Source organism: Hydrogenophaga sp. (assembly GCF_030373245.1).
Classification (GTDB): domain Bacteria; phylum Pseudomonadota; class Gammaproteobacteria; order Burkholderiales; family Burkholderiaceae_C; genus Hydrogenophaga.
On the sequence record NZ_JAUCZF010000006.1, the window covers coordinates 29,098 to 52,480 of the forward strand.

A 23,383-nucleotide genomic window follows, 5' to 3' on the forward strand; every position below is an offset into this window, starting at 1 on the left:
GACCTCACTGCCCCCCGAGGGGGTACGAGCTAGCTTGGGGTGGCCCTGAGCTGCGCTCATGCGGCCACCTCGGTGCGCGTGGCCACGCGCATCACGGCGCTGCGGGCGCGCGGATTGAGCTGAACCTCAGCTTCACTGGGCATGACGCGAGTGACCTCGCTCAGTGGCATGGGCGCAGGCTCGGCGAACGGCACGCGGCGGTCGACCACGGTGCGCGAGGCGCGCGCCATGAACTGCTTGACCATGCGGTCTTCCAGCGAGTGAAAACTGATCACCACCAAACGTCCCTGGGCACGCAGCACGGACAAGCTGGCGCTCAACGCTTGTTGCAGCTCTTCAAGCTCGGCGTTGATGAAAATCCGAAGAGCCTGAAATGTGCGCGTTGCAGGGTCCTTGCCCGGCTCGCGGGTTTTGACCGCGCCAGCCACGACTTCGGCCAGCTCACGGGTGGTTCGAATAGGGCCCCGTTCCTGTCGGCGACGATCAATCGCCTTTGCAACCGATTGAGCAAACCGTTCTTCGCCATAGTCACGAATGACCTCCGTGAGGGTGGGTACGTCGGCCGTTTCCAGCCATTGAGCCACGCTCTGGCCGCGCGTGGTGTCCATGCGCATGTCCAGAGGACCATCGTGACGAAATGAAAAACCACGCTCGGGGTTGTCGATCTGCGGCGAACTCACCCCCAGATCCATCAACACACCATCCGCACTGGCCGGGCCCAGATCGCCCAAATGGGAAAAGCCCTCGTGGCGGATGGCAATGCGCGCATCGCGGGCAGCCCATTCCTGAGCAGCGGCAATCGCCTGCGGGTCCTTGTCGAAGACGGTCAGCCGTCCCTGCGGCGAGAGCTGCTGCAGGATGGCGCGAGCGTGCCCCCCGCGGCCGAAGGTCGCGTCGACATAGTGTCCGTCGGGGTTGATGGCGAGGGCTTTCACAGCTTCGTTCAACAGGACGGTCTGGTGGCTCCATGGGTCTTGCACCGCGGGCCTTCAGAATGAGAGGCGCTTGAGCGCCTCCGGCATGTCGCCCTTCATGGCCTCAGCCTCCTGGGCGGCGTAGGTCTCTGCGTCCCACAGCTCGAGAAAGCTCCCCATGCCCAGCAGCACGGCCTCTTTGGAGATCCCGGCGTTAGCACGCAGCTCAGGCGAAATCAGAACCCGACCCGTGGCGTCCATGTCCACGTCCATGGCGTGACCGAGGAAATAGCGGCGGTACCAGAACGCCTCCATGGGCAGACTGGCAATCTGGTCGCTGAACGACTTCCACTCGGTGCGACGGAATATCATCAGACACCCGTGGGGGTGGCGCGTGATGGTGAGCTGGTTTTGACATTCAATCAGGGCGTCACGGTACCGGGTCGGCACAGACAGCCGCCCCTTGGCATCGAGATTGAGAGAAGAAATACCCTGAAACACCTAGGTCAGTCCTGAAAAAACACTTTTCACCACTTAATTGCACTTTTTCCCACTGTAGCAGCAAAACTCTGCAGTGCAAGCGCGTGGCTACATATTTTTTCAATGAAATCAACCACTTAGAGCGGTTTTGAGACGCTCTTTCAGTGTGAAATCTGCTGTAAAAGCAAGCACTTACAGCACCCAGTGCAAGTGATGCTTCAAACAGAGGCAGTGCAAAGGCCCGTGAAAAACCTCACGCTAACGCTGGTGCGACCGGTAGGACGGCACGCTCGCACAAGCCTCCGTCGCCGGAGTCGGCCATCCACCATCGGTCATGCCCTGACGCAGGGCTCACCGGACCGGGTCGAGGTTCAGAGGATGTAGCGAGAAAGATCCTCGCTGCGGCTGAGCTCAGCCAGCCGGCCGTCGACGTAGGAGGCGTCGATGGTCAGGGTCTTGCCCTGCCAGGCCGTGGCACCAAAGCTCACTTCGTCGAGCAGATGCTCCATCACCGTAGCCAGCCGCCGCGCACCGATGTTTTCGGTGCGCTCGTTGACTTCGCAGGCGATCTGGGCAAGCCGCAGAATGCCCTCGGGCCGGAACTGCAGCGTCACGCCCTCGGTGGCGAGCAAGGCCTGGTATTGCACCACCAGCGAGGCGTGCGTCTGGGTGAGAATGGCTTCGAAATCACTTACCGACAGCGACTGCAACTGCACGCGGATCGGGAAGCGCCCCTGCAGCTCGGGAATCAGGTCGCTGGGCTTGCTGAGGTGAAACGCACCGCTGGCGATGAACAGGATGTGATCGGTCTTGATCGGGCCGTGTTTGGTGCTTACGGTCGTGCCCTCCACCAGTGGCAGCAGGTCGCGCTGCACGCCCTGGCGCGACACTTCAGCGCTGCCGGAGTCATTGCGCGAAGCCACCTTGTCGATCTCATCGATGAAGACAATGCCGTTTTGCTCGGTGTTTTGCAGCGCGCGCTGCTTGATTTCTTCCTCGTTGACCAGTTTGCCGGCCTCTTCGTCGATCAGCAGCGGCATCGCTTCTGAGATTTTCAGGCGCCGGGTGCGCCGCTTGTCCTGACCCATCTGGCTGAACATGCCACGCAGCTGTTCGGCCATGTCTTCCATGCCCGCCGGACCCATGATGTCCACCGTGGGACGAGGCTCAGCGAGTTCGATCTCGATCTCCCGATCGGCCAGATGCCCCTCGCGCAACTTTTTGCGAAAGGTCTGGCGCGCCGTGCTCTCGCTGCTGGCGACCAGCTCACCGCCGCCCGGGGCTGCGTGCCGAGGTGGTGGAATCAGCACGTCCAGAATTCGGTCTTCGGCGGCATCTTCAGCCCTCGCGCGCTGCTCGCGCACCGCGGCATCGCGCGTCTGCTTGATGGCAATCTCCACCAGGTCGCGGATGATGGCGTCCACGTCTTTGCCCACATAGCCGACCTCGGTGTACTTCGTGGCCTCGACCTTGATGAAAGGTGCGTTGGCCAACGCCGCCAGGCGGCGTGCGATCTCGGTCTTTCCCACCCCGGTGGGGCCGATCATGAGGATATTCTTGGGTGTGATCTCGGGCCTCAGCTGGGCATTCACCTGCTGGCGACGCCAGCGGTTGCGCAAAGCGATGGCCACCGCGCGCTTGGCGCCCTGCTGCCCGATGATGAAGCGGTCGAGTTCGGAAACGATTTCCTGGGGCGTCATGGAAGACATGGGGCAGAGACCTTGATCAAGATTCACCGGTGGGGAGCCTGCCGTCTTTCGACCTGGCGGGCGAGGCGAGCAGCGTCAGGCGCCGCGAGCGCTCACAACACCTCGACCGTGTGGTGCATGTTGGTGTAGATGCAGAGTTCACCGGCGATGGCCAGCGACTTTCGAACAATGTCTTCGGCGCTCAGGTCGGTGTGATCGAGCAGCCCTTTGGCGGCAGCCTGCGCATAGGCACCGCCCGAGCCGATGGCGACGATGCCGTGCTCGGGCTCCAGCACATCGCCATTGCCAGTGATGATGAGCGACGCACTGCGGTCGGCCACCGCCAGCATCGCCTCCAGGCGGCGCAGCACGCGGTCGGTGCGCCAGTCTTTGGTGAGCTCGATAGCGGCACGCACCAGGTGTCCCTGGTGCTTTTCCAGCTTCGCTTCAAAACGTTCAAACAAGGTGAAAGCGTCGGCCGTGGCGCCGGCAAAACCCGCCAGCACCTGGTCGTGGTGCAGCCGGCGCACCTTGCGCGCTGTGCCCTTGACCACAATGTTGCCCAGCGTGACCTGGCCGTCGCCGCCAATGGCGACCTGCACACCCTCGGACGTGTTGCGCCGAACACAGAGGATGGTGGTGCCGTGAAGCGATTCCATGGTGTTCAGCCCGCGAACAGGCTCAATCGTTGCGCTGGACCACGCGCGCGTATTCGGTGATGCCGATGACGTGGAAGAAGGCGGCAATGAGGCGGTGAGCATCCACGAACTGCACGTTGCGGCCCTGGGCATGGTGACTCGAAACCCAGTTGAGCATGGTCCCCGCAGCGGAAAAATCGACCCGGATCAGGTTTCGGCAGGAAATGATCATCACGTCTGCGCCCTGAAGCCGCTTCTCCAGCGCCTCCAGGATGGGCTGGGGATCACCACGGATTTCACCCGACAGCTCCACCAAGCCGAGCTGATTGAGTTCCGAAGACTGACTGTCCGGGCTTTGGGAGTCGCCCGAAAAATGCGAGGGCACGGACTCCATGACCGGTTCGCTCAGCACCGACTGCCCACTTTCGGCGGACGCTGCAGGAGAGATGTTCTGGAAATGACAGCGAGGCCGCTCCCAGCCCGGCGGCGACACCTCGTAGGTGACGCAGAAGTCCAGGGCCGTGAGTTCAAACTCATCGGCGCGGTTCATCACGCGCAGCGCCGCCATGCGCAGCTCCCACCAGAGCTGCTCGATGTCGCGGCGGCCGGAGGGCGTCGAGTTCTTGAGCACCTCGCGCAAGGTGTTGGCACCCAGGCAACGCAGTTCCACGTCCTGATCGCCCCAAAGCGTGAACATGCCGAGCAGTGCGCGCGCAGCCTTGACGTCGATCGACTCAAGCTGTGACCAGTCGAGCACCCAGGGTTGGGGAGCGCGCATCAGCACGGTCTGAAGGGTGCCTACGGCGTGCGCATCAACGTCGGGCTCGCACACCCACACCGCCCGGCTGGTGCCGCTGGTGGGCCGGTAGGTCTTGCCGGTGATCTGCCCGATCATCTCGGGCATGTCATACCACTGCGGGGCGGAGCGGCTGAAACGGTTCACGAACTCGACTGCGCGCCCCTCAAAAGAGGCCAGCTGACCGGTCGCCCGGTACAGGTCGAACAGCGCCAGCCAGTCCTCTTCCTGCTCAATACGGACGCCCCCTTCGCCCACGGCTTCCAGCAGACCCTGCTCGGCACCGGCATCGTCGCCGTTGGCAAACCGGATGGCGGCTTCTTCGACTTCGGGGTCCTGAGCCACCTCCTGCACATCAAGCGCAAAAAAGTGCGAAGGCGAAAAGGTCGAGTTGGGCCCGCCGGGCGCGGCCTGCGAAGGCCCGGCCATGGCCATCAGGCCGGTGCGGACGGTCGCTGCAGCGACTGGAGCGGACTGGCGGTCGGCTGCGGGACTTTCCCGCTGCATACCCGCAAGACGTGGCGCAGGCACGTCGGGAGCATCTTTGGTCGCGGGAGGACTGTCGTGGCCCGAGATCAGGGGCGTGCCTTCGGTTTCCCCATACTGCTTGACACGGGCACGGGATTTTTCCTCGTCCGGTCCATCCTGCTCCCGGGACTCCGGTTTTTTCTCCAGAGGTGTGCCGCCCGTGCTGTGCTGGCTGGACCCGGTGACCAGCGAGTCAGGCCCCTTGGTTTTCCACCATTGCATGGACATCTGAGCTTCGATCTCGTCGATCTTCTTGAGCGTCATGGCCCGGTCGTCCGGCTTGGACGGCAGGCTGCTCTGGAAGAACGAAGGACGGATGCCATGCCCCCCCTCGCCACTGGCCTCGCGGCTGCGGATCTTGCGCAGCATGTCGAATTCGCGCTTGCGCACAAAATCGTTGCGCCGCTTGCGCTCGATCATTTCTTTCAGCGCAGCCTTGCTGTACTCGCTTTCCCGATCCGCGGTGCGCGTGTCCAGGTCGGCCCAGCTGGTGGTCGGGTGGCGAACAAATTTCGCCACCTTGGACAGAAAGCCGCCGTTCGATTCGTCCTTGGACATGCCGAGAGGTTACCGGAACTGGGTGAAGAGGAAATCTCGAAAAGCGGGCTAGTCGCCAAACATCTTCTGCTTGAGCTCGCGGCGTTGCTGGGCTTCAAGAGAAAGACTCGCGGTGGGGCGAGCCATGAGGCGACCCACACCAATGGGTTCACCGGTTTCTTCGCAGTAACCGTAGTCGCCCGAATCGATACGGGCGATGGCCTGTTCGATCTTTTTCAGCAGCTTGCGCTCACGGTCGCGGGTGCGCAGCTCCAGAGCGTGCTCTTCCTCGATGGTGGCGCGATCGGCAGGATCGGGCACCACCACCGTGTCTTCACGCAAGTGCTCTGTGGTTTCGCCCGCGTTGGCCAACATATCGGCGCGCAGCTGACTGAGTTTGCGGCGGAAGTAGGCCAGTTGCAGATCACCCATGTACTCGCTGTCGGGCATGGCCTGGATGTCTTCGTCGGTGAGTTGGTCGACCGACAGCGACTTCCAGTTGTTGGCGCGCTTGGGATCCTTGCGGATGGCGGAGGGGACGGGAGGCGTCATGACAACACGTTCATTCATGGTGGAAAAAGTCGCTTTGGCAGCATCGGGCGCGTGGGTGGGCACCACCTCGGCCTGCGTCATCTGCTCCATCATGACCTTTTTGGCAGCGCGTTTGCCCAGCGGCCTGGGCGTGGGCTGCACCACCGGCAGGGTGATGGGTTTTTTGGGTGGTGCCACGGTGACCGGCTTGCCGAACACAGGAGCGGCACTCTTGGCTGCGGGTTTGGCTGCGGGTTTCGGCGCCGCACTGGGCTTCACGACCGCCTTCGGCGCAGGCTTTACCGCAGGCTTGGTCGCAGCTTTGGCTACCGGTTTGGCAACGGCCTTGCTGGTCTTCACCGAAGCAGCTTTGGCCACCGGCTTGGCCGGTTTGACGGCCGCTGCCTTCTTGGCGGGCGTGGCGGGCTTGCTGGATTTGGCCACGGGCTTGGCTGCGGGCTTTGCTGTCGGCTTGGACTTCGCGGCGGGTTTGGCAGGGGCAGACGCTCGACCCTTGGCCCCCGTCCCGGCGGATTTGGCAGCTTGGGTGGTCTTCTTGGCCGGGGCTTTCACAAGGGGTCTCCTCTCAATGCCTGACGAGGCGGAATGCATAACGGGCTGTGCGCTTCGGGTGTTGGTCCCCGCTGGGTCACCGGTGACCGGCAAACTCGTGGTTATACCCCTAATCACATCGGCACCCCTGGTTCGAGTCGACTTCGATCCAGGCCGCGCCGGGTGTGCATGGGTGGCGCGCGATTGTAAGGACTGGGCGCGTTTTGTGGCGGCTACTGGTTCCGAGCGGAAGCCCAGCCGTTGAAGAATCGAGACAAACAGCACGTTGGGATCCAGCAGAAGCAACAGACAATTCGCGCCGCGATCAGACCAGCGACTGGTCCAGCCCCTGCACCAGGATGTCCCGGGGCAGATCCAGGCCAATGAACACCATCTTGCTCACGCGCGCCTCACCTTCAGCCCAGGCTGGCCCCAGATCGCTGCCCATGAGCTGGTGCACGCCCTGAAAAATGACCTTGCGGTCGGTGCCTTCCATGGCCAGCACACCCTTGTAGCGCAGCATGCGCGGCCCGTAGACCTGCACCACCGCGCCCAGGAAGTCCTCCAGCTTGGCCGGGTTGAAGGGCCGCGTGGCGCGGTAGACAAAACTTTTCACGTCGTCGTCATGGTGGTGGTGGTGACCGTGACCTTCGTGCCCATGCTGGTGCGACGGGTGGTTGCAGGGCTCACCGGGGGCATGGTCGTGCTGTTCATGGCCGTGACCGTCGCCATGGTCGTGATCGTGGTCATCGTCGGCCTTTAGGAAGTCCGGATCGATGTCGAGCTTGGCGTTGAGGTTGAAGCCTCGCAGGTCGAACACCTCTTTGAGCGCCACCTCGCCGAAGTGCACCGGGCGCATCGGCGCGCGGGGGTTCATGTGCTTCAAGCGGTGGGTCAGCGCATCGAGCTCACCAGCATCCACCAGGTCGGCCTTGCTGATGAAAATCTGGTCGGCAAAGCCTACCTGGCGACGCGCCTCCTGGCGATCGTTGAGCTGCTGGGCGGCGTGTTTGGCGTCGACCAGGGTCAGGATGGAGTCAAGCAGATACTGCTCCGCAACCTCATCGTCCATGAAGAAGGTCTGAGCGACCGGGCCAGGATCGGCCAGACCGGTGGTTTCGATCACCACCCGATCAAAGACGAGTTCCCCCTTGCGCTTCCTGGAGGCCAGGTCCTGCAGCGTGGCGCGCAAGTCGTCGCGGATGGTGCAGCAGATGCAGCCATTGCTCATCTGGATGATGTTTTCCTCGGTGTCAGCCACCAGGATCTCGTTGTCGATGTTTTCTTCGCCAAATTCGTTTTCGATGACCGCGATCTTCTGACCGTGGGCTTCACTGAGCACCCGCTTGAGCAGCGTGGTTTTGCCAGAACCGAGGAAGCCGGTGAGGATGGTGGCAGGAATCAGGGGCATGGCGGGCGATGGGAGACGAGCAAACAGGTTACAGAAGCTGGCGGGCAGTGTAGTCCACCCACTCGGCCACTGCTGGCGCACGGGGCTTCACCCTGGCTCATCCAGGTGGGTCTTTGGGCGGTTTCGGGGCCAAGGTGGAGGGTTCGCCGGGCTGGCGGACCAACTGGGCCCGGGGGTGGGCGGCGTCGTAGACCTGGGCCAGGTGCTGAAAGTCGAGGCGGGTGTAGACCTGAGTGGTGCCGATGCTGGCGTGACCCAGCAGCTCTTGCACGGCGCGCAGGTCCCCACTGGACTGCAGCACGTGGCTGGCAAAGGAGTGGCGAAGCATGTGCGGATGCACTGGCGTGCTCAGGCCGGCGAGCATGGAGCGGCGTTTCAGGCGCACCCGAAGGTGCTGAGGGGTGAGCCGCTGCCCTTGGGCACCGATGAACAGCGCGGGGTCTTCGCCCGCCCAGGCGGCACGATGCTCCAGCCACGCTGCCAGGGCGCTCAAGGCCGCTCGACCGACAGGCACGCTGCGCCGCTTGCTGCCCTTGCCCAGCACATGAGCTTCACCTTCGCTGGTATCGATCCAGCCACGCGCCCGCGGACCAGCCGCCACATCCAGCCCCACCAGTTCGCCAATGCGCAGGCCGCAGCCGTACAGCAGTTCGGTGACGCAGGCATCTCGGGCGGCCAGCCCCGGCGGATCGCCGGTCTGCACGTGACTGGCCAGTTGAATTGATTCGTCCACCCCAAGCGCTTTGGGCAAGGGCTTGCTCGCCTTGGGCGCGCGCACGTCTTGCACCGGGTTGTGGTCAACCAGCGCTTGTCGGCCCAGCCAGACATAAAACCCGCGCCAGCCCGACAAGATGAGGGCAATGCCGCGCCCACTGCGCCCGACGCTGTGCATTTGAGCGACCCAGCGCCGGACGTGGGCGTTTTGCACCTGCCTCAGGCCCAGACCGGCCTTTGAGGCCAGCTGGCCCAGCCGCTGGAGGTCACCGGTGTACAAAATGACGGTGCGCTCAGCCAACCGTTTCTCCACGCGCACATGGTCCAGGTAGCGCCGCACCAGCGCGCCGTCTTCGGCGCTGAGCGCCTCTTGTGCCGATTCGGTGCGGTGCCTCAACGGAGCGTCACACCGCGGCGGGTACCACCGGTCGCAGCCGCGAGAGGGCGGCGCTGGTGATTTCGCCAATGCGCTCCAGAAAATCGGTCCCCATGTCGGTGGCGAAGCGCTGGCTGTCCGATGAAGCGAGCACCAACAAACCAAAGGCGTGTGGCGCGATGCCAGCGCGCATCGGAATCAATGCCAGCGAGGCTACAGAGGCCGCGTCCTCCAGCCACTTCGCAGCCTCCAGACCCGGGTTGGCGCCGCAGTACGGCAGCGTGAGCGAAGAAGCAAAGGTCTGAACGTCTTCGCTGGCGCCCTGGGCATAGTCCTCGGTAGCGTATTCCGGCGCCACCCCCCAGACCTTGATGGCCACCTGGGGCACCAGAAACTGCGCGGCAATCTCGCGCACCGCCACCCGCGGCAACTCGCGCGTCTCACGGGTCAGGAGCAGTTCGCGGGTCCATCGCTGCAAGCGGTCGGCAATGGCGGTGTTCTCGTGACCGTGGCGAATCATGCCGGCAGCCTTGAGCTCCAGTGCCTTGATCTTTTCGCGCAGCATCTCGGCCTGGCGCTCCTGCAGACTCACCGCGCGGTGGCTGTGCGGGCTGGTGAGCTGCACCGTCGCGAGCAGGCTGGCATGACGCTCGAAAAAGTCGGGCGTGTTGGCCAGGTAATTGGCGATGTCGTCTTCGGTGATGGGGGGAATGGTGGGTTCGATCATGGTGTGCAGACGATACAGCGGAGGGGAGTCAGGTCAGATCAGGCACGTCGACCGTGCCCTCGAACACGGTGGTGGCGGGTCCGGTCATGTACACCGCTGCGTCATGGGTTGCGCTGGGAGCCCATTCGATACTGAGCACTCCGCCGCGCGTATGGAGCTCAACCTGCGGGTCCAGCAGGCCCAGGCGGATACCGGCCACGACAGCTGCGCACGCGCCCGTGCCACAGGCCAGGGTTTCGCCAGCGCCGCGCTCATACACACGCAGCCGCGCCGTGTGGCGATCGACCACCTGCAGAAAGCCCACATTCACACGCTCGGGAAAGCGCGCGTGCGACTCGATCATCGGGCCCCAGCTTTCGACTGGCGCCTGGTCGACGTCGCCCACCAACAGCACCCCATGCGGGTTGCCCATGGACAGCACCGACACCAGCACCTCGCCCACCTCCGGCAGGGTCACAGGCCAGCGCTCGAAGTTGCCCATGGGATGGGCCTTGAGGCCAGTGCCATCAAAGGGAACACGCGCCAGCGCGAACACAGGCGGACCCATGTCCACCGTGACGCGGCCGTCGGCGTGCAGCTGCAGCGACAACACGCCTTTCATCACCTTCACCCGCACCGGGTTGCGATCGGTCAGCCCATGGTCATGCACATAACGCACGAAACAGCGTGCGCCGTTGCCGCAGTGCTCAACTTCGCCTCCATCGGCGTTGTGGATCACGTATTCAAAATCCAGCTCGGGACCAGGCGAGGGTCGTACGCTCAGGATCTGGTCGGCGCCAACGCCAAGATGTCGGTCGGCCAGCCAGCGGTACTGAGCCGGGCTGAGGTTCAACCGGGCACGGGTCTCGTCGAGCACCACAAAATCGTTGCCCGCACCCTGCATTTTGGTGAACCGGATCTGCATACAGCCGATTATCCCCTCTCGAGCCGACCGGCCAAAGCGGCGAGAAGCCCGATGCAACCAAGACAACCGGGAACGGTTTTCAGGGTTTACCTGCATCGATGCTTTCGAGGTAAATTTGTATGATAACCACATCAATCGTACACATAGACTTGGTTCGATGCCTCTGCTTTTCCCGTTTCAACCTCCATCCCCAACTCTGCCCACATGAGCACACACACCCCTCGCACACTTGGCGTCATCGGCCTGGGCTCCATGGGCATGGGGGCTGCCTGCTCAGCCGTGCGCCAAGGCACACCCACCTGGGGCTTCGACCCTCGTCCAGAGGCGCTCGCCGCATTCGGAGAAGCCGGTGGCCACCCGGCCGGCAGCGTGGCCGAACTCGCTGCGAAATGCGACGTGGTGCTGGTGCTGGTGGTCAACGCGGCCCAGACCGAGCAGGTGCTGTTCGGCGAACAGGGGCTGGCCACCCACCTGAAACCCGGCAGTGTGGTGGTCACCTCGGCCACGGTGGACCCCGCACTGCCACCAGTGTGGGAGCGGCGACTGGAAGAAAAAGGCCTTTGGCTGATCGACGGCCCCGTCTCGGGCGGTTCAAAAAAGGCGGCAGCTGGTCAGATGACGGTCATGGCATCAGGCAAACCCGAGGCGTTTGCCGCCGCGGGCAAGCTGCTCGACGCTTTCGCTGGCAAGGTCTACCGGCTGGGCGATCAGGCTGGGGTCGGTTCGACGGTGAAAATGGTCAATCAGCACCTGGCGGGCGTGCACATCGCCACCGCCTGCGAGGCCATGGCGCTGGGCATCAAGGCAGGTGCCGACCCGCGCCAGCTGTATGAAGTGATCACCAACGCCGCCGGCAACAGCTGGATGTTCGAGAACCGCGTGCCGCACATTCTGGAGGGCGACTACACGCCGTTGTCGGCGGTGAACATCTTCGTGAAAGACCTGGGCATCGTGCTCGACGCGGCGCGCGCGCTGAAATTCCCGCTGCCGCTGGCCGCCGCCGCCCACCAGCTCTATTTGTCCACCGCCGCCATGGGCCTGGGGTCCGAAGACGACTCGGCCGTGGTCAAGTACTATGCCGCGCTGGCCGGGCTGGAGTTGCCCGCACTCAAGGGAAACCTCCCATGATCCTCGGCGTCATTGCAGACGATTTCACCGGCGCCACCGATGTGGCCAGCATGCTGGTGCGCGCTGGCATGCCCACGGTGCAGGTGCTGGGTGTGCCCGATGGCGAGTTGCCGGCGGCTGACGCGGTGGTCATTGCACTGAAGACGCGCACCATCCCCGCTGCTGACGCGGTGGCGCAAAGCCTGCAGGCGCTGGCCGCCTTGAGGGCCGCTGGCGCGCGCCAGATCTATTTCAAGTACTGCTCCACCTTCGATTCCACCGCAGAAGGCAATATCGGCCCGGTGACCGACGCGCTGATGCAGGCGCTGTCCACCGACTTCACCATTGCCTGCCCAGCCTTCCCCGAAAACGGGCGCACCGTGTTCCGCGGCCACCTGTTCGTGGGCGACGAGTTGCTCAGTGATTCGGGCATGAAGCACCACCCGCTCACACCCATGACGGACGCCAACCTGGTACGTGTGCTGCAGGCACAGACAGCGCAAAATGTCGGTCTGCTGCGGGTAGACGCGCTGCGCACCAACGCAGCCGCCCAGATCGTTCAGCTGCGTGCCGACGGCGTGCGGATCGCCGTGGCCGACGCCATCGACAACAGCGATCTGCTGGCCCTGGGCGAGGCCTGCGCCGATCTGCCCTTGATCACTGCGGGCTCCGGCGTGGCACTGGGCTTGCCGCCGGCCTACCTGCGACGCGGCGGATGGTCACCGAGCGACACTGCGGCCCAATTGAGCCCCGTGCAAGGGACGGCGGCTGTGTTATCCGGCTCCTGCTCACAAGCCACCAACGCCCAGGTCGCGCGCTGGATCGCCGACGGTCGCGCCGCCATCGCGCTCGACCCACTGGCCCTGCACCGCGGCGAACAAGGTGCAGCGACGCTGCTGGCCCAGGCGCTGGCGCTGCTGTCCCAAGGCCCGGTGCTGCTGTACGCCACAGCCGCGCCCGACAACGTGAAAGCAGTGCAGTCTGCGCTGGGCGTGGAAGCCGCTGGCGCGCTGGTGGAAGACACGCTGGCGGCGCTGGCGCAGGGTCTGGTGACGGCGGGCGTGCGCCGCCTGGTGGTGGCGGGCGGCGAAACCTCAGGTGCCGTGGTGCAAGCCCTGAACGTGCCACAGCTGCGCATCGGCTCGCCGATCTGCCCTGGCGTGCCCTGGACCGAGGCCACACTGCCGGACTCGGGCGAACCGATGTGGCTGGCGCTGAAATCGGGCAACTTCGGTGGCGTCGATTTTTTTGCCGACGCACTGCGGCAAGCCGGGGTGACGCTGTGAGCAAGGCCGTCTGGCCCGAGGCACAGAACACGATTCGTTCCGAGATCGTGCGCGTAGGTGCATCGATGTTTCAGCGCGGCTACGTGCATTCAACGGCGGGAAACATCAGTGCGAGGCTCATCCCAGAGCAAGGTGGCGGCTTTCTCATCACCCCGACCGACGCCTGCCTGGGTGTTCTTGATCCCGCCCAGCTCGCCTGGGTGGATGAGAGTGGCACCCAGCTCAGCGGTGATCGCGCAAGCAAGACGCTGACGCTGCACCGCCGCATCTACGGCAGCGCGCCCGAGGCGCACTGCGTACTGCACAGCCATGCCACCCACCTGGTCGCGCTCACGCTGCAAGGTGTCTGGCGCGATGACGACATCCTGCCCCCGCTCACGCCCTACCAAGTGATGAAAGTCGGCCATGTGCCACTCATTGCCTACCGCCGCCCGGGTCACCCCGCCGTGGCCGACGACGTGGCAGCGCGCATCGAACACGCCGCACGGCCGCTGCGCGCGGTGATGCTGGAGCGCCTGGGTCCCACGGTGTGGCACACCAGCCCCGCGGCCGCAATGGCTCTGCTGGAAGAGCTGGAGGAAACCGCGCGCCTGTGGCTGCTGGGAGCGCGCGCGATCAAGCCGCTGAGCGACGCGCAAATCGACGAGTTGCGCACGCAGTTCAATGCCCCCTGGTGAATCTGCCAATCCACCCATCGAGACACCCATGCCCCGCTTCGCTGCCAACCTGTCCATGATGTACACCGAGGTTCCGTTCCTCGACCGGTTCGCCGCAGCCGCACGAGACGGTTTCGACGCGGTGGAATATCTGTTTCCCTATGAGCACACGCCCGAAGAGATTGCATCGTGCCTGACGGCAAACGGCCTCACCCAAGCCCTGTTCAACCTGCCACCAGGCGACTGGGCCGCTGGCGAGCGCGGCATGGCCTGCATCCCGGGACGCGAGGCCGAGTTCGCCGCCAGCGTCGACCGGGCCCTGGTATTTGCTCAGGCCACCGGCTGCCAGCGGCTGCATGCCATGGCCGGCCTCAAGCCTGCGGGTGTGAGCGAAGCGCAGCAGCGCGCCACCTACGTGGCCAACCTGAGAGCGGCGGCCCAGCGCCTCGCGCCGCACAGCATCACGCTCTTGATCGAGCCCATCAACACCCGCGACATGCCGGGCTTCTACCTGAGCTGGCAGCAGCAGGCGCACGACGTGCTGGCGGAGGTGGGTGCGCCCAACCTCAAGGTGCAGATGGACCTCTACCACTGCCAAATCATGGAAGGCGATCTGAGCAAGCGCATGGAAAAGCACTTTGCCGGCGTGGGTCACATTCAGATCGCCGGCGTACCCGACCGCCACGAGCCTGACGAAGGCGAGGTCCACTTCCCACACCTGTTCGACCGCCTGGATGCGCTGGGCTACAGCGGCTTTGTGGGCTGCGAATACCGCCCACGCAGCGGCACCAGCGAAGGCCTGGACTGGCTGCGCCGGTACCAGGCCATTGCCTCCTCAAAAAGCCCATGAACATCCTCATCACCGGTGGCGCGGGCTTCCTCGGCCGAGGCCTGGCGCACGTCCTGCTGCAACGCAGCCAGCTCGCCGGGCGCGACATCCAGCGCATTCATCTGGCCGATCTGATTGCACCGCGCGACCCCGCGCTCACGCAGGACTCACGCGTGAACGTGCACACGGGCGACCTGCTGGCCAGCGTGCCTGCGCTCATGGCCGCTGGCCCATGGGACGCGGTGTTCCACCTCGCCTCCGCCGTCTCGGGCGAGTGCGAAGCGAATTTCGACCTCGGCCTGCACGCCAACCTCGACAGCACCCGCGCCCTGCTCGACGCCTGCCGCGCGCAGACCGCTACCGGCCACGCACCGCCGGTGTTTTTCTTCTCCAGCTCGGTGGCCGTGTTTGGCAGCGACGCAGCAATCCCGCTGCCCCCCGTGGTGCGCGACGATACCCTGCCCACGCCACAGTCCAGCTATGGCATCCACAAATTCATCTGCGAACAGCTGGTGGCCGATTACACGCGCAAGGGCTTCATCGACGGCCGCTCAGCGCGGCTGATGACGGTATCGGTGCGTCCCGGCCAGCCCAATGGCGCGGCCTCCGGTTTTCTTTCCGGCCTGTTCCGCGAACCGCTGGCTGCTCAGCCCAGCTCCTGCCCGGTGGACCGGGACACCGAGGTTGCGCTCTCCTCGCCCGCCAACACCATCGCCGGCATCCTGGCGGTCACCGAGGCCAGCCGGGAGGCGTTTGGTGGGCGCACCGCCATCAATCTGCCGGCGCTCACGGTCACGGTGCGCCAGATGTTGCAGGCCTTGCAGGACCTGGCCGGGCCCGAGGTCATGGCCCTGATTCGGGATGAGCCCGATGCCAGTGTCAGAAAGATTGTCCAGGCCTGGCCCTCGCGATTCGAAAGCCCGCGCGCCGCCGCGCTGGGCCTGTCCCCCGATCCCGACTTCGGTAGTGTGTTGCGCCAGTACGTTCAAAACCATCCCGAAGCCGTGACTTATCCGGCCGTACTGGCCCGCCTCGCGCAGCACTGAGCGACGTGCACCCGGGCTTCCAGGGCCGCCGCTTCGGCGACCTGCCGCACAATGCGGTCATGGTCCGCTCCACTCAACTGCTCCACACCTCCCGCACCCCGGCGCCGCTGCGTCCGGCCGCCACCGTTCTGCTGTTGCGCGACGCGGCCGGCGGCATCGAGGTGCTCATGACACGCCGCTCCATGACGGCCAGTTTCGCACCCGGCGCCTACGTGTTTCCCGGTGGTGGCATCGATGCCGCCGACGCCCAATGCCACGCCCAGGCCACGCGCCGGGTCAGCCAGAGCGACCTGCACCTCACCCAGGCGATCGCTGCCATCCGAGAGAGCTTTGAGGAGCTGGGCGTTTTGCTGGCGCGCCGTTCGAACGGCGCGCACGCCGGTGCGGATGACATCACAGCACTCGATCGCAAGGCGCCCTTCGCCGAGCAATGCACCGCGCGCGGCCTCACGCTGGACGCGGCCGAGGTGTTCGTGCTCGCCCACTGGATCACCGACCGCGACCTGCCGCGCCGCTTCGACGTGCCCTTTCTCGTTGCCCGTATGCCGGAGGGTCAGGAGCCGGTGGCCGACGAGTCCGAGCAGTTCGAACCGGTCTGGGTGCGCCCAGCCGAGGCTCTGGCGCGCCACGCCGCCGGCAACTTTTTCATCATCTTCCCGACCATCCGCACACTGGAGCGCCTCAAAGCCCACGCCACCGTGGAATCGGTTCTGGCAGCGTGCGCAGTCAACGACGAACCGCTGTTCACCAGCTGCCCACGCGCCGGTCTGCTGGGCGGCGCCGAGTCGCGCCACATGGAGCACGAAGCGCCGTTTGGTGAGCTGGCCCTGGTCTGCCCCGATGGCCAGATCACCCATGCACTGGACTGGCAGACCGAGCGACCCGTGCCGCTGCTGAAGAACGTGATGCGCCTGACCGCACCCAACCCCGGCTTCATGACGGGGCCAGGCACCAACAGCTACCTGGTTGGCGACCCGAACACGGGCTATGTGGCCATCGACCCCGGACCGGACCTGCCCGAGCACCTGGAGCGGTTGTGGCGCGCCGCTGGCGGCGACCTGCGCGCCATTGTCTGCACCCACTCACACCCGGACCACTCACCCGGTGCCACTCGCCTGCAGGCCCTGTGCAGCGCCGGTGGTAAAACCCCGCCACCCATCCTGGGCCTGCCGAGCGCCCCGACCTCGCGCGAAAACAGCCGCTTCACGCCCGATCGAGCGCTGGCCGACGGCGAACGCCTGACGCTGCAGAACGCGAACGGCGAGACGCTGCACACGTTGCGCGTGGTGCACACTCCCGGCCACGCAGCCAACCACCTGTGCCTGGTGCTGGAGGAAGACGGGCTGCTGTTCAGCGGCGACCACATCCTGAACGGCAGCACCACCGTGATCGATCCGCCGGATGGCAACATGAGTGCCTACCTCGATTCGCTCGACCTGCTCGACCACCACTGTGAGCAGTTCGAAGTCGATTTCATCCTGCCCGCCCACGGGCACGTGCTCGGCGATCTGAAGCGCACAGCGGACAACCCGAGCGCGCCCGAACACGGCGGTGCCCGCGCAGCCATCGCCCACCTCAAAGCCCACCGGCTCGCCCGCGAAGCCAAGGTAGCCCGCGCCATGCAGACTCAACCGCAGGGGACGATGGACGACTGGGTGACACTGGCCTACGACGACGTGCCCGAGCGCCTGTGGCCAGTGGCCAAGCGCTCGCTGCTCGCGCATGTGGAGCGCATCCAGAGCCTGGGCGGCTTCAACCTCTAGCGGTGGCTGGCGGGGGCATGCGTCTGGCTCTGGTCTCAGACATTCATGGCAATCTGGCGGCCCTGGAGGCTGTCATCGCCGACATCGCGCACCGCCAGGTGCATCAGGTGGTGAACCTGGGCGACACCCTCAGCGGGCCTCTGTTGCCGAAGGAAACCGCCCGACGGCTGAGCGACCTGCCGTGGTTGCATGTCGCTGGCAACCACGAGCGTCAGGTGCTGACCTTGCCCCTGGCGCGCCAGAACGCGTCGGACGCGTTCACCAGCCAGCAGTTGACCCCACACGACAGACACTGGCTGAGCAGCCACGCAGACCCCTGCGATCCCCGTTTGCATCGCGGTGAGATGTGGCCCGAGCGGCTGGGGTCCGATGTGGCTCTGTGCCACGGCAGCCCGCGCAGCGACATCGAATACCTGCTGGAAACGCCGGTGGGCGAGGTGGCGCTGCTCGCCTCAGCTGAGGAAATTGAAGAGCGCCTTGATGGTCGCATCCCACCCCACATCGGCTTGCTGGCTTGCGGCCACAGCCACGTGCCGCGGTCGGTCCGCACTGCCCAGGGCCTGCTCATCGTCAACCCCGGCAGCGTCGGCCTGCCGGCCTACGACGACGACCACCCCCATCCCCACTCCGGATTTCACCGCATTGAAAACGGCAGTCCGGACGCGCGGTATGCGGTGGTGGAGCAGCGAGAGGGCGGCTGGTCCAGCGATCTGATCAGCGTGCCCTACGAATTCGGGCAAATGGCCGCATTGGCCGAGCGCAACCGTCGCCCGGACTGGGCCCACGCCTTGCGCACGGGCCGCATGACGCGAAGCTGAGCGGCAGAGCCACTCAGCGGCTCTGCGTGATGAAAAAAGTGTGAAGCGCGCCGATACGCCGGATTTTGTGCGTCCCGGTTGCCCGGGACGTGACCGTCATTCCTCTGGGCCGCTGGTCACCCAGGCGGCTCGATGCTACCTACCCGCCAGCTCCGCGGAACCACATCAACGCTGGCCTATTTGGTATTGCTGCGCGCAGAGATTGCCCGTTTCACCCGCACTGAAGCGGCTCGTCTCTGTTGCTCTGATCCTCACCTTAGGGCCCTTTGAGCGAACTCGCCGGGCTTGTCGGTGGAGAGGTGTTACCTCCTGCGCTGTCCTGTGCAGTCCGGACGTTCCTCCAGCACACCCTTTCGGGTCTAGTGCCAGCGACGGCCTGGCGCGCTCCACACCGGTATTATCGACCCACCCTCCTGCTTGATCACCACAAGCCACCGAGAAGCCCATGATCCGCGTTTCCGAACTCAAGCTGCCGCTGGCGGCCATCGCCACCGAGCACCGCCGCGCCGCCGACGCACCGGCAGAGACCGAGCGTGACCGCCGGCCGCCTCCCCACCCCATTGAGGCCCTCACGCGGCTGGCAGCGCAAGCCCTCGGGGTGGATCCGATCGCCATCGCCGAGCTTCAGGTTTTCAAGCGCAGCTTTGACGCCCGCAAGGCCGATCTGCTCGCTGTCTACATCGTGGATCTGAGCCTGGCAGACCCTTCGCAGGAATCAACGCTGCTGGCCCAGTTTCAGAGGCACCCCCACATCCAGCCCACGCCCGACATGGCCTGGCACCCGCCTGGCCAGGCGCCTGCAAGCTGGGCGGCTTCGGACGCCAAGCGCCCGGTGGTGGTGGGTCTTGGACCGTGCGGCCTGTTCGCTGCGCTGGCGCTGGCGCAAATGGGCTTCAGGCCGATCGTGATCGAGCGCGGCAAACCGGTGCGCGAGCGCACCCAGGACACCTGGCGGCTGTGGCGGCATCAGAAGCTCGATCCGCAAAGCAACGTGCAGTACGGTGAAGGTGGAGCCGGCCTGTTTTCCGATGGCAAGCTCTACAGCCAGATCAAAGACCCGCGCTTCCTGGGTCGCCAGGTGATGCGCGAGTTCGTGGCCGCTGGAGCGCCCGCTGAAATCCTGTACATGGCGCACCCGCACATCGGCACCTTCAAGCTGGTGAAAGTGGTGGAGGCCATGAGAGAGAAAATCATCGCGCTGGGCGGTGAGATCCGGTTCCAGCAGCAGGTGGTGGGTGTGTCAATGGCGCCCGGCGACAACGGCAACGGGTCCCAGGAGCTCATCGGCCTGCAGGTGCAGCACCTGGCGACTGGGGCCACCACCGAGCTGGCCACACGGCACGCGGTGCTTGCCCTGGGCCACAGCGCGCGCGATGCCTTTGCCATGCTGTTCGACGCAGGGGTGTTCATGGAAGCCAAACCGTTTTCGGTCGGCTTTCGCATCGAGCACCCGCAAAGCGTGATCGACCAGGCTCGCTGGGGTCGCCACGCGGGGCACCCGCTGCTGGGCGCGGCCGACTACAAGCTGGTGCACCATGCGCAGAACGGCCGCACCGTCTACAGCTTTTGCATGTGCCCGGGCGGCACCGTGGTGGCAGCGACCAGCGAGCCCGGTCGCGTGGTCACCAACGGCATGAGCCAGTATTCGCGCAACGAGCGCAACGCCAACGCCGGCATCGTGGTCGGCATCGAGCCAGCCGACTTTCCCCAGCAGTTCCCGCAAGACATGGCGCTCTGGACCGCCGCCTTCGGCGGGACCGACGGCGCGCGATACGCCGCGCAGGCACAGGCCCTGGCTGCACAAGGCCAGGTGCATCCGCTGGCTGGCATCGTGCTGCAGCGCCAGCTTGAAGCGCGCGCCTTTGAGCTGGGTGGTGGCAGCTACGAGGCGCCGGGTCAGCTGGTAGGTGACTTTGTGGCGTCCCGACCCTCCGCCTCGCTGGCCGAGGTGGAACCCTCCTACAAGCCTGGGGTGCGACTTGGTGACCTCGCCACTGCCCTGCCCGCCTACGCGATTGAGGCGGTGCGCGAAGCGCTGCCGGTGTTTGGCCGCAAGATCAAGGGCTACGACATGGCCGGCGCGGTGCTGACCGGCGTGGAAACCCGCACCTCGGCGCCGCTGCGCATCACCCGCGGCGCCGATTTCCAGAGCCTGAACACCCGTGGCCTTTATCCGGCCGGCGAAGGCGCGGGTTACGCAGGCGGCATCCTCTCGGCAGGCGTGGACGGTCTGAAGGTCGCCGAAGCGGTGGCGCGCGAACTGCTCGGCCAGACCGCAACGACCTGATGCCGGCCGTCGGGTTGAGGCTCAACTTTACACAGGCGCCACATTCGCTTGACATGAGCTGCTCACACTTCAAGTTCTTCATTTGCCGGAGTGATTCATGAAACCTGTGAACAAGCCCGTGTTGCTGCCCCTGATGGCAGGTCTTCTGGCGCTGGGCGGTGCCAGCGCCGCGCAAGCGCAGGAAGCGCAAGGCCGTGTGCTCAGCAGCACGCCGGTGGTGCAGCAAGTGGCCGTACCGCGCGAGGTCTGCCAGGACGAGCAGATTTCGGTGCAAGACCGCAAATCGGGTGCTGGTGCGCTGATGGGCGGCATTGCGGGCGGGGCCATCGGCAACGCCATCGGCAACGGCAGCGGGCGCGCCGCCGCCACGGTGATCGGCCTCATGGGCGGCGCCATCCTGGGCGACCGCATCGAAGGCGGTGGTCAGACTCGCACCGAGATCGTGCGCAACTGCGGCACGCAGACCTTCTACGAGAACCGCACCGTGGCCTACGACGTGGTGTACGAATACGCCGGCCAGCAGTACAGCGTGCAGATGCAACAGGACCCAGGCCGGTTTGTGCGTCTGAGCGTGACGCCGGTGGATGCCCTGCCGCCGCCAGCGCCCCGCTACGCGCCTCAGCCTCGGGTGCAGTACCAGGCGCCTCAGGTGGAGTACCGCGCTCCGGTCGTCACCCGCGTGGTCGTTGGTACGCATTTCATCCCGACCTACCCGGTGGCGCCGCAGGTGGTGTGGGTGAACGGCTATCGGCCCGGCCACTGGTACGCCGGCCCGCCCCGCCACTGGCGCGAGGACGACCGGCGTGAGCGCCAGCACGACCGCCGCGAGCACCGGCGCGAGGAGCGCCGCGACCAGGACGACCAGCGCAAATGGCAGCGCCACTGACCAGCGAATACTTGTCCAAAAAAAAGCGACCCGGAGGTCGCTTTTTTTCTTGGGAGAACCCGGAATGGTCAGAGCTTCTGCAGCGCGGCAATGCGTTCTTCCATGGGCGGGTGGGTGGAGAACAGCTTGCCCAGCCCGCCGGCAATGCCCAGCGCCTGCATGGTCTTGGGCAGCTCGCCCGGCGTGAGGCCGCCCAGGCGGGCCAGAGCGTTGATCATGGGCTGCTTGCGACCCATGAGGTTGGCAGCGCCCGCGTCGGCGCGGAATTCGCGCTGGCGGCTGAACCAGGCGACGATGATGGCGGCCAGAAAGCCCAGCACGATGTCCATCACGATGGTGGTGACCATGTAGCCGATGCCCGGACCAGAGTTGCTGTCGCTGCCGCGGCGCAGAAAGCTGTCGACCGCGTAGCCGATCACACGGCTGAGGAACACCACAAAGGTGTTCATCACGCCCTGGATCAGGGTCATGGTCACCATGTCGCCGTTGGCCACGTGGGCCACCTCGTGGCCGATCACCGCCTCGACCTCTTCCTTGGTCATGCTTTGCAGCAGGCCGGTAGAGACGGCGACCAGGGCCGAGTTTTTGAACGCGCCGGTGGCAAACGCATTGGGTGCGCCCTCAAAGATGGCCACGTCGGGCATGCCGATGCCCGCCTTGTCCGCAAACTTCTGCACCGTTTGCACGATCCAGGCCTCGTCGGCGTTCTGGGGCTGGTTGATGAGGCGCGCGCCGGTGCTGAACTTGGCCATCTTCTTGCTCATCAGCAAGGAGATGATGGCTCCGCCAAAGCCGATGACGAGCGAGAACCCGGCCAAGGCCGTCATGTTCAGCCCGTTGGCGGTGAGAAAGCGGTCCACTCCCAGGATGCGGGTGGTGACCAGCAACACCGCCATCACGGCGAAGTTGGTCAGAACAAACAACAGGATGCGTTTCATGTGTGCTCCATCGATTCGGATTGCCGGAAACCGGCGCGCTGCTTGCGACCCAGCCGCATGACCAAGGTTCCCCGGCGACTTGAGCCGCCGAGGGTCGCGAGGTGCGCGGATGATACCGAGAAACCGTTATGGGGACGCCGCCTGCGGTTTCAAGCCAAACCCCTTGGGGCTCAAGGGCTTGCGGCTGACCTCGGCGGCCGAAACACCGAGGCATCTTCGTAAAAGACGGGATCTTCATTCGGCGCCCACCAGCCCGGCACGCCCAGCACTGGCAGCGGGGTGAACGGTTTACCCGCCAGCTCGCTCGCTTGCAGCCGGCCGGACAGCCATGAATCCCACTCGACCAAATTGCCATTCAACTCCATCGGCACAGGCACCGCGTAAACATGGGCGGTGATCGATTTGTAGGGCGTGACCAGCTTTTCCAGCAGGGCATGGCCCACCAGCACCAGGCGCGCCTGGCACCAGAGCGGGCGCAGCTCCAGGAACAGCCTGGGCCAGTCGCGCTGTCTGAGTGCGTCCCACAGTTCGTCTGGCGCCTGCAGCAACGCGGCGTTTTCATCGAAGAGCGTCAGCGCGTCGCGCACCGGCCCACGCACCTGGCACACCCCGCTGCGCGCGATCTCGGCCGCCTGCAACCGGTTGAGGCGGTGCTTCGTGGTGGGAAAGCGGTGCCAGCACAAGCCGTTGAAGAAATCGTGCAGGTTGTCGCGCGTGGGCACGCGGCCGGTGTCGAAAATGTGCTGCTCGTAGGGGGTGCTGTCGGGCAGGTCGGACTGGGGAACGAAAGAAACACCTGGCAAGGCCATCTTTTCGAGAGCGCCCAGTGCATCCGGCAAGGTGCGCCCAGTCTGCAGCATCTGGAGGACTTGCTGCCCCTGGCTGGCCACTGGTTCGAACCACGGATGTTGCCAGTCGAGCGCGAACCCAGCTGGCGCGACGGCGTCAGGGCTGGCGGTCACGGCGTCGAT

21 protein-coding genes and 1 other RNA gene are annotated in these 23,383 nt (G+C 65.2%); 9 read left to right on the forward strand and 13 right to left on the reverse strand.

Annotation, left to right across the window (positions count from 1 at the left end; genetic code table 11):
• Positions 1-56: 56 nt before the first annotated feature.
• From rsmH to dapF, 10 genes are all read right to left on the reverse strand, one after another.
• Positions 57-980 (reverse strand): 16S rRNA (cytosine(1402)-N(4))-methyltransferase RsmH, encoded by a 924-nt coding sequence (rsmH, locus tag QUV25_RS14090; RefSeq protein ID WP_300864878.1) that lies wholly within the window; start codon positions 978-980, stop codon positions 57-59.
• Positions 981-989: 9 nt separating this feature from the next.
• Positions 990-1,415: a division/cell wall cluster transcriptional repressor MraZ gene (mraZ, locus tag QUV25_RS14095; protein WP_300864879.1), complete on the reverse strand. Its 426-nt coding sequence runs from the start codon at positions 1,413-1,415 to the stop codon at positions 990-992.
• Between the two features lie 350 nt (positions 1,416-1,765).
• A complete protein-coding gene (hslU, locus tag QUV25_RS14100) occupies positions 1,766-3,103 on the reverse strand; it encodes an ATP-dependent protease ATPase subunit HslU (protein ID WP_300864880.1) in 1,338 nt (445 codons plus the stop codon).
• Positions 3,104-3,195: 92 nt separating this feature from the next.
• Positions 3,196-3,741 (reverse strand): ATP-dependent protease subunit HslV, encoded by a 546-nt coding sequence (gene hslV, locus QUV25_RS14105; protein WP_300864881.1) that lies wholly within the window; start codon positions 3,739-3,741, stop codon positions 3,196-3,198.
• A gap of 22 nt (positions 3,742-3,763) precedes the next feature.
• On the reverse strand, positions 3,764-5,602 hold the full coding sequence (locus tag QUV25_RS14110; RefSeq protein WP_300864882.1) for an STAS domain-containing protein: 1,839 nt from the start codon (positions 5,600-5,602) through the stop codon (positions 3,764-3,766).
• A gap of 48 nt (positions 5,603-5,650) precedes the next feature.
• Complete coding sequence (dksA, locus tag QUV25_RS14115; protein WP_300864883.1) at positions 5,651-6,685, reverse strand: RNA polymerase-binding protein DksA; 1,035 nt, start codon at positions 6,683-6,685, stop codon at positions 5,651-5,653.
• 304 nt (positions 6,686-6,989) lie between these two features.
• The gene (locus QUV25_RS14120) at positions 6,990-8,075 is read right to left on the reverse strand and encodes a GTP-binding protein (protein WP_300864884.1); all 1,086 of its coding nucleotides are present in this window, start codon (positions 8,073-8,075) and stop codon (positions 6,990-6,992) included.
• A gap of 97 nt (positions 8,076-8,172) precedes the next feature.
• Positions 8,173-9,186: a tyrosine recombinase XerC gene (locus QUV25_RS14125; protein ID WP_300864885.1), complete on the reverse strand. Its 1,014-nt coding sequence runs from the start codon at positions 9,184-9,186 to the stop codon at positions 8,173-8,175.
• A 7-nt stretch (positions 9,187-9,193) separates the two neighbouring features.
• Positions 9,194-9,892 carry a DUF484 family protein gene (locus tag QUV25_RS14130; RefSeq protein WP_300864886.1) on the reverse strand — a complete coding sequence of 233 codons (699 nt, stop codon included), beginning with the start codon at positions 9,890-9,892 and terminating at the stop codon, positions 9,194-9,196.
• A gap of 28 nt (positions 9,893-9,920) precedes the next feature.
• A complete protein-coding gene (gene dapF / locus QUV25_RS14135) occupies positions 9,921-10,796 on the reverse strand; it encodes a diaminopimelate epimerase (RefSeq protein WP_300864887.1) in 876 nt (291 codons plus the stop codon).
• A gap of 204 nt (positions 10,797-11,000) precedes the next feature.
• Between dapF and ltnD the strand changes: the two genes are divergently transcribed.
• From ltnD to QUV25_RS14170, 7 genes are read left to right on the forward strand one after another with little or no spacing between them, the layout of a single operon-like run.
• The gene (gene ltnD / locus QUV25_RS14140; protein ID WP_300864888.1) at positions 11,001-11,924 is read left to right on the forward strand and encodes an L-threonate dehydrogenase; all 924 of its coding nucleotides are present in this window, start codon (positions 11,001-11,003) and stop codon (positions 11,922-11,924) included.
• Positions 11,921-13,189, forward strand: coding sequence for a 3-oxo-tetronate kinase (gene otnK, locus QUV25_RS14145; RefSeq protein ID WP_300864889.1), 1,269 nt, complete (start codon positions 11,921-11,923; stop codon positions 13,187-13,189). Before ltnD ends, otnK begins: the two co-directional genes overlap by 4 nt.
• Positions 13,186-13,866 carry an aldolase gene (locus tag QUV25_RS14150; RefSeq protein ID WP_300864890.1) on the forward strand — a complete coding sequence of 227 codons (681 nt, stop codon included), beginning with the start codon at positions 13,186-13,188 and terminating at the stop codon, positions 13,864-13,866. Before otnK ends, QUV25_RS14150 begins: the two co-directional genes overlap by 4 nt.
• Positions 13,867-13,894: 28 nt before the next feature.
• Positions 13,895-14,695 (forward strand): 2-oxo-tetronate isomerase, encoded by an 801-nt coding sequence (gene otnI / locus QUV25_RS14155; protein WP_300864891.1) that lies wholly within the window; start codon positions 13,895-13,897, stop codon positions 14,693-14,695.
• A complete protein-coding gene (denD, locus tag QUV25_RS14160) occupies positions 14,692-15,720 on the forward strand; it encodes a D-erythronate dehydrogenase (protein ID WP_300864892.1) in 1,029 nt (342 codons plus the stop codon). The genes otnI and denD overlap by 4 nt, the downstream gene beginning before the upstream one ends.
• A 59-nt stretch (positions 15,721-15,779) precedes the next feature.
• Entirely contained in the window at positions 15,780-17,483 is a 1,704-nt protein-coding gene (locus QUV25_RS14165) for an MBL fold metallo-hydrolase (protein WP_300864893.1), read from the forward strand.
• 17 nt (positions 17,484-17,500) lie between these two features.
• On the forward strand, positions 17,501-18,301 hold the full coding sequence (locus QUV25_RS14170) for a metallophosphoesterase family protein (RefSeq protein ID WP_300864894.1): 801 nt from the start codon (positions 17,501-17,503) through the stop codon (positions 18,299-18,301).
• Between the two features lie 38 nt (positions 18,302-18,339).
• Here the strand turns inward: QUV25_RS14170 and rnpB are convergent.
• Positions 18,340-18,689: RNase P RNA component class A (gene rnpB, locus QUV25_RS14175), an RNA gene on the reverse strand.
• Positions 18,690-18,746: 57 nt separating this feature from the next.
• Here rnpB and QUV25_RS14180 point away from each other — a divergent pair.
• Together QUV25_RS14180 and QUV25_RS14185 are read left to right on the forward strand one after the other, a co-directional pair.
• The gene (locus tag QUV25_RS14180) at positions 18,747-20,588 is read left to right on the forward strand and encodes an NAD(P)/FAD-dependent oxidoreductase (protein WP_300864895.1); all 1,842 of its coding nucleotides are present in this window, start codon (positions 18,747-18,749) and stop codon (positions 20,586-20,588) included.
• 133 nt (positions 20,589-20,721) lie between these two features.
• Positions 20,722-21,474 carry a glycine zipper 2TM domain-containing protein gene (locus QUV25_RS14185; protein WP_300865236.1) on the forward strand — a complete coding sequence of 251 codons (753 nt, stop codon included), beginning with the start codon at positions 20,722-20,724 and terminating at the stop codon, positions 21,472-21,474.
• A gap of 68 nt (positions 21,475-21,542) precedes the next feature.
• Here the strand turns inward: QUV25_RS14185 and htpX are convergent, their stop codons facing one another.
• Complete coding sequence (gene htpX, locus QUV25_RS14190; RefSeq protein ID WP_300864896.1) at positions 21,543-22,412, reverse strand: protease HtpX; 870 nt, start codon at positions 22,410-22,412, stop codon at positions 21,543-21,545.
• A gap of 170 nt (positions 22,413-22,582) precedes the next feature.
• Positions 22,583-23,374 (reverse strand): DUF3025 domain-containing protein, encoded by a 792-nt coding sequence (locus tag QUV25_RS14195; RefSeq protein WP_300864897.1) that lies wholly within the window; start codon positions 23,372-23,374, stop codon positions 22,583-22,585.
• Positions 23,375-23,383 lie beyond the last annotated feature (9 nt).

What these genes read in the sequence shown, in the direction of transcription:
- hslU (WP_300864880.1), bottom strand. Translation starts at nt 3,103, where the DNA reads ATGTCTTCCATGACGCCCCAGGAAATCGTTTCCGAACTCGACCGCTTC.
- hslV (WP_300864881.1), bottom strand. Translation starts at nt 3,741, where the DNA reads ATGGAATCGCTTCACGGCACCACCATCCTCTGTGTTCGGCGCAACACG.
- QUV25_RS14110 (WP_300864882.1), bottom strand. Translation starts at nt 5,602, where the DNA reads ATGTCCAAGGACGAATCGAACGGCGGCTTTCTGTCCAAGGTGGCGAAA.
- QUV25_RS14120 (WP_300864884.1), bottom strand. Translation starts at nt 8,075, where the DNA reads ATGCCCCTGATTCCTGCCACCATCCTCACCGGCTTCCTCGGTTCTGGC.
- QUV25_RS14130 (WP_300864886.1), bottom strand. Translation starts at nt 9,892, where the DNA reads ATGATCGAACCCACCATTCCCCCCATCACCGAAGACGACATCGCCAAT.
- dapF (WP_300864887.1), bottom strand. Translation starts at nt 10,796, where the DNA reads ATGCAGATCCGGTTCACCAAAATGCAGGGTGCGGGCAACGATTTTGTG.
- ltnD (WP_300864888.1), top strand. Translation starts at nt 11,001, where the DNA reads ATGAGCACACACACCCCTCGCACACTTGGCGTCATCGGCCTGGGCTCC.
- otnK (WP_300864889.1), top strand. Translation starts at nt 11,921, where the DNA reads ATGATCCTCGGCGTCATTGCAGACGATTTCACCGGCGCCACCGATGTG.
- otnI (WP_300864891.1), top strand. Translation starts at nt 13,895, where the DNA reads ATGCCCCGCTTCGCTGCCAACCTGTCCATGATGTACACCGAGGTTCCG.
- denD (WP_300864892.1), top strand. Translation starts at nt 14,692, where the DNA reads ATGAACATCCTCATCACCGGTGGCGCGGGCTTCCTCGGCCGAGGCCTG.
- QUV25_RS14165 (WP_300864893.1), top strand. Translation starts at nt 15,780, where the DNA reads ATGGTCCGCTCCACTCAACTGCTCCACACCTCCCGCACCCCGGCGCCG.
- QUV25_RS14170 (WP_300864894.1), top strand. Translation starts at nt 17,501, where the DNA reads ATGCGTCTGGCTCTGGTCTCAGACATTCATGGCAATCTGGCGGCCCTG.
- QUV25_RS14180 (WP_300864895.1), top strand. Translation starts at nt 18,747, where the DNA reads ATGATCCGCGTTTCCGAACTCAAGCTGCCGCTGGCGGCCATCGCCACC.
- QUV25_RS14185 (WP_300865236.1), top strand. Translation starts at nt 20,722, where the DNA reads ATGGCAGGTCTTCTGGCGCTGGGCGGTGCCAGCGCCGCGCAAGCGCAG.
- htpX (WP_300864896.1), bottom strand. Translation starts at nt 22,412, where the DNA reads ATGAAACGCATCCTGTTGTTTGTTCTGACCAACTTCGCCGTGATGGCG.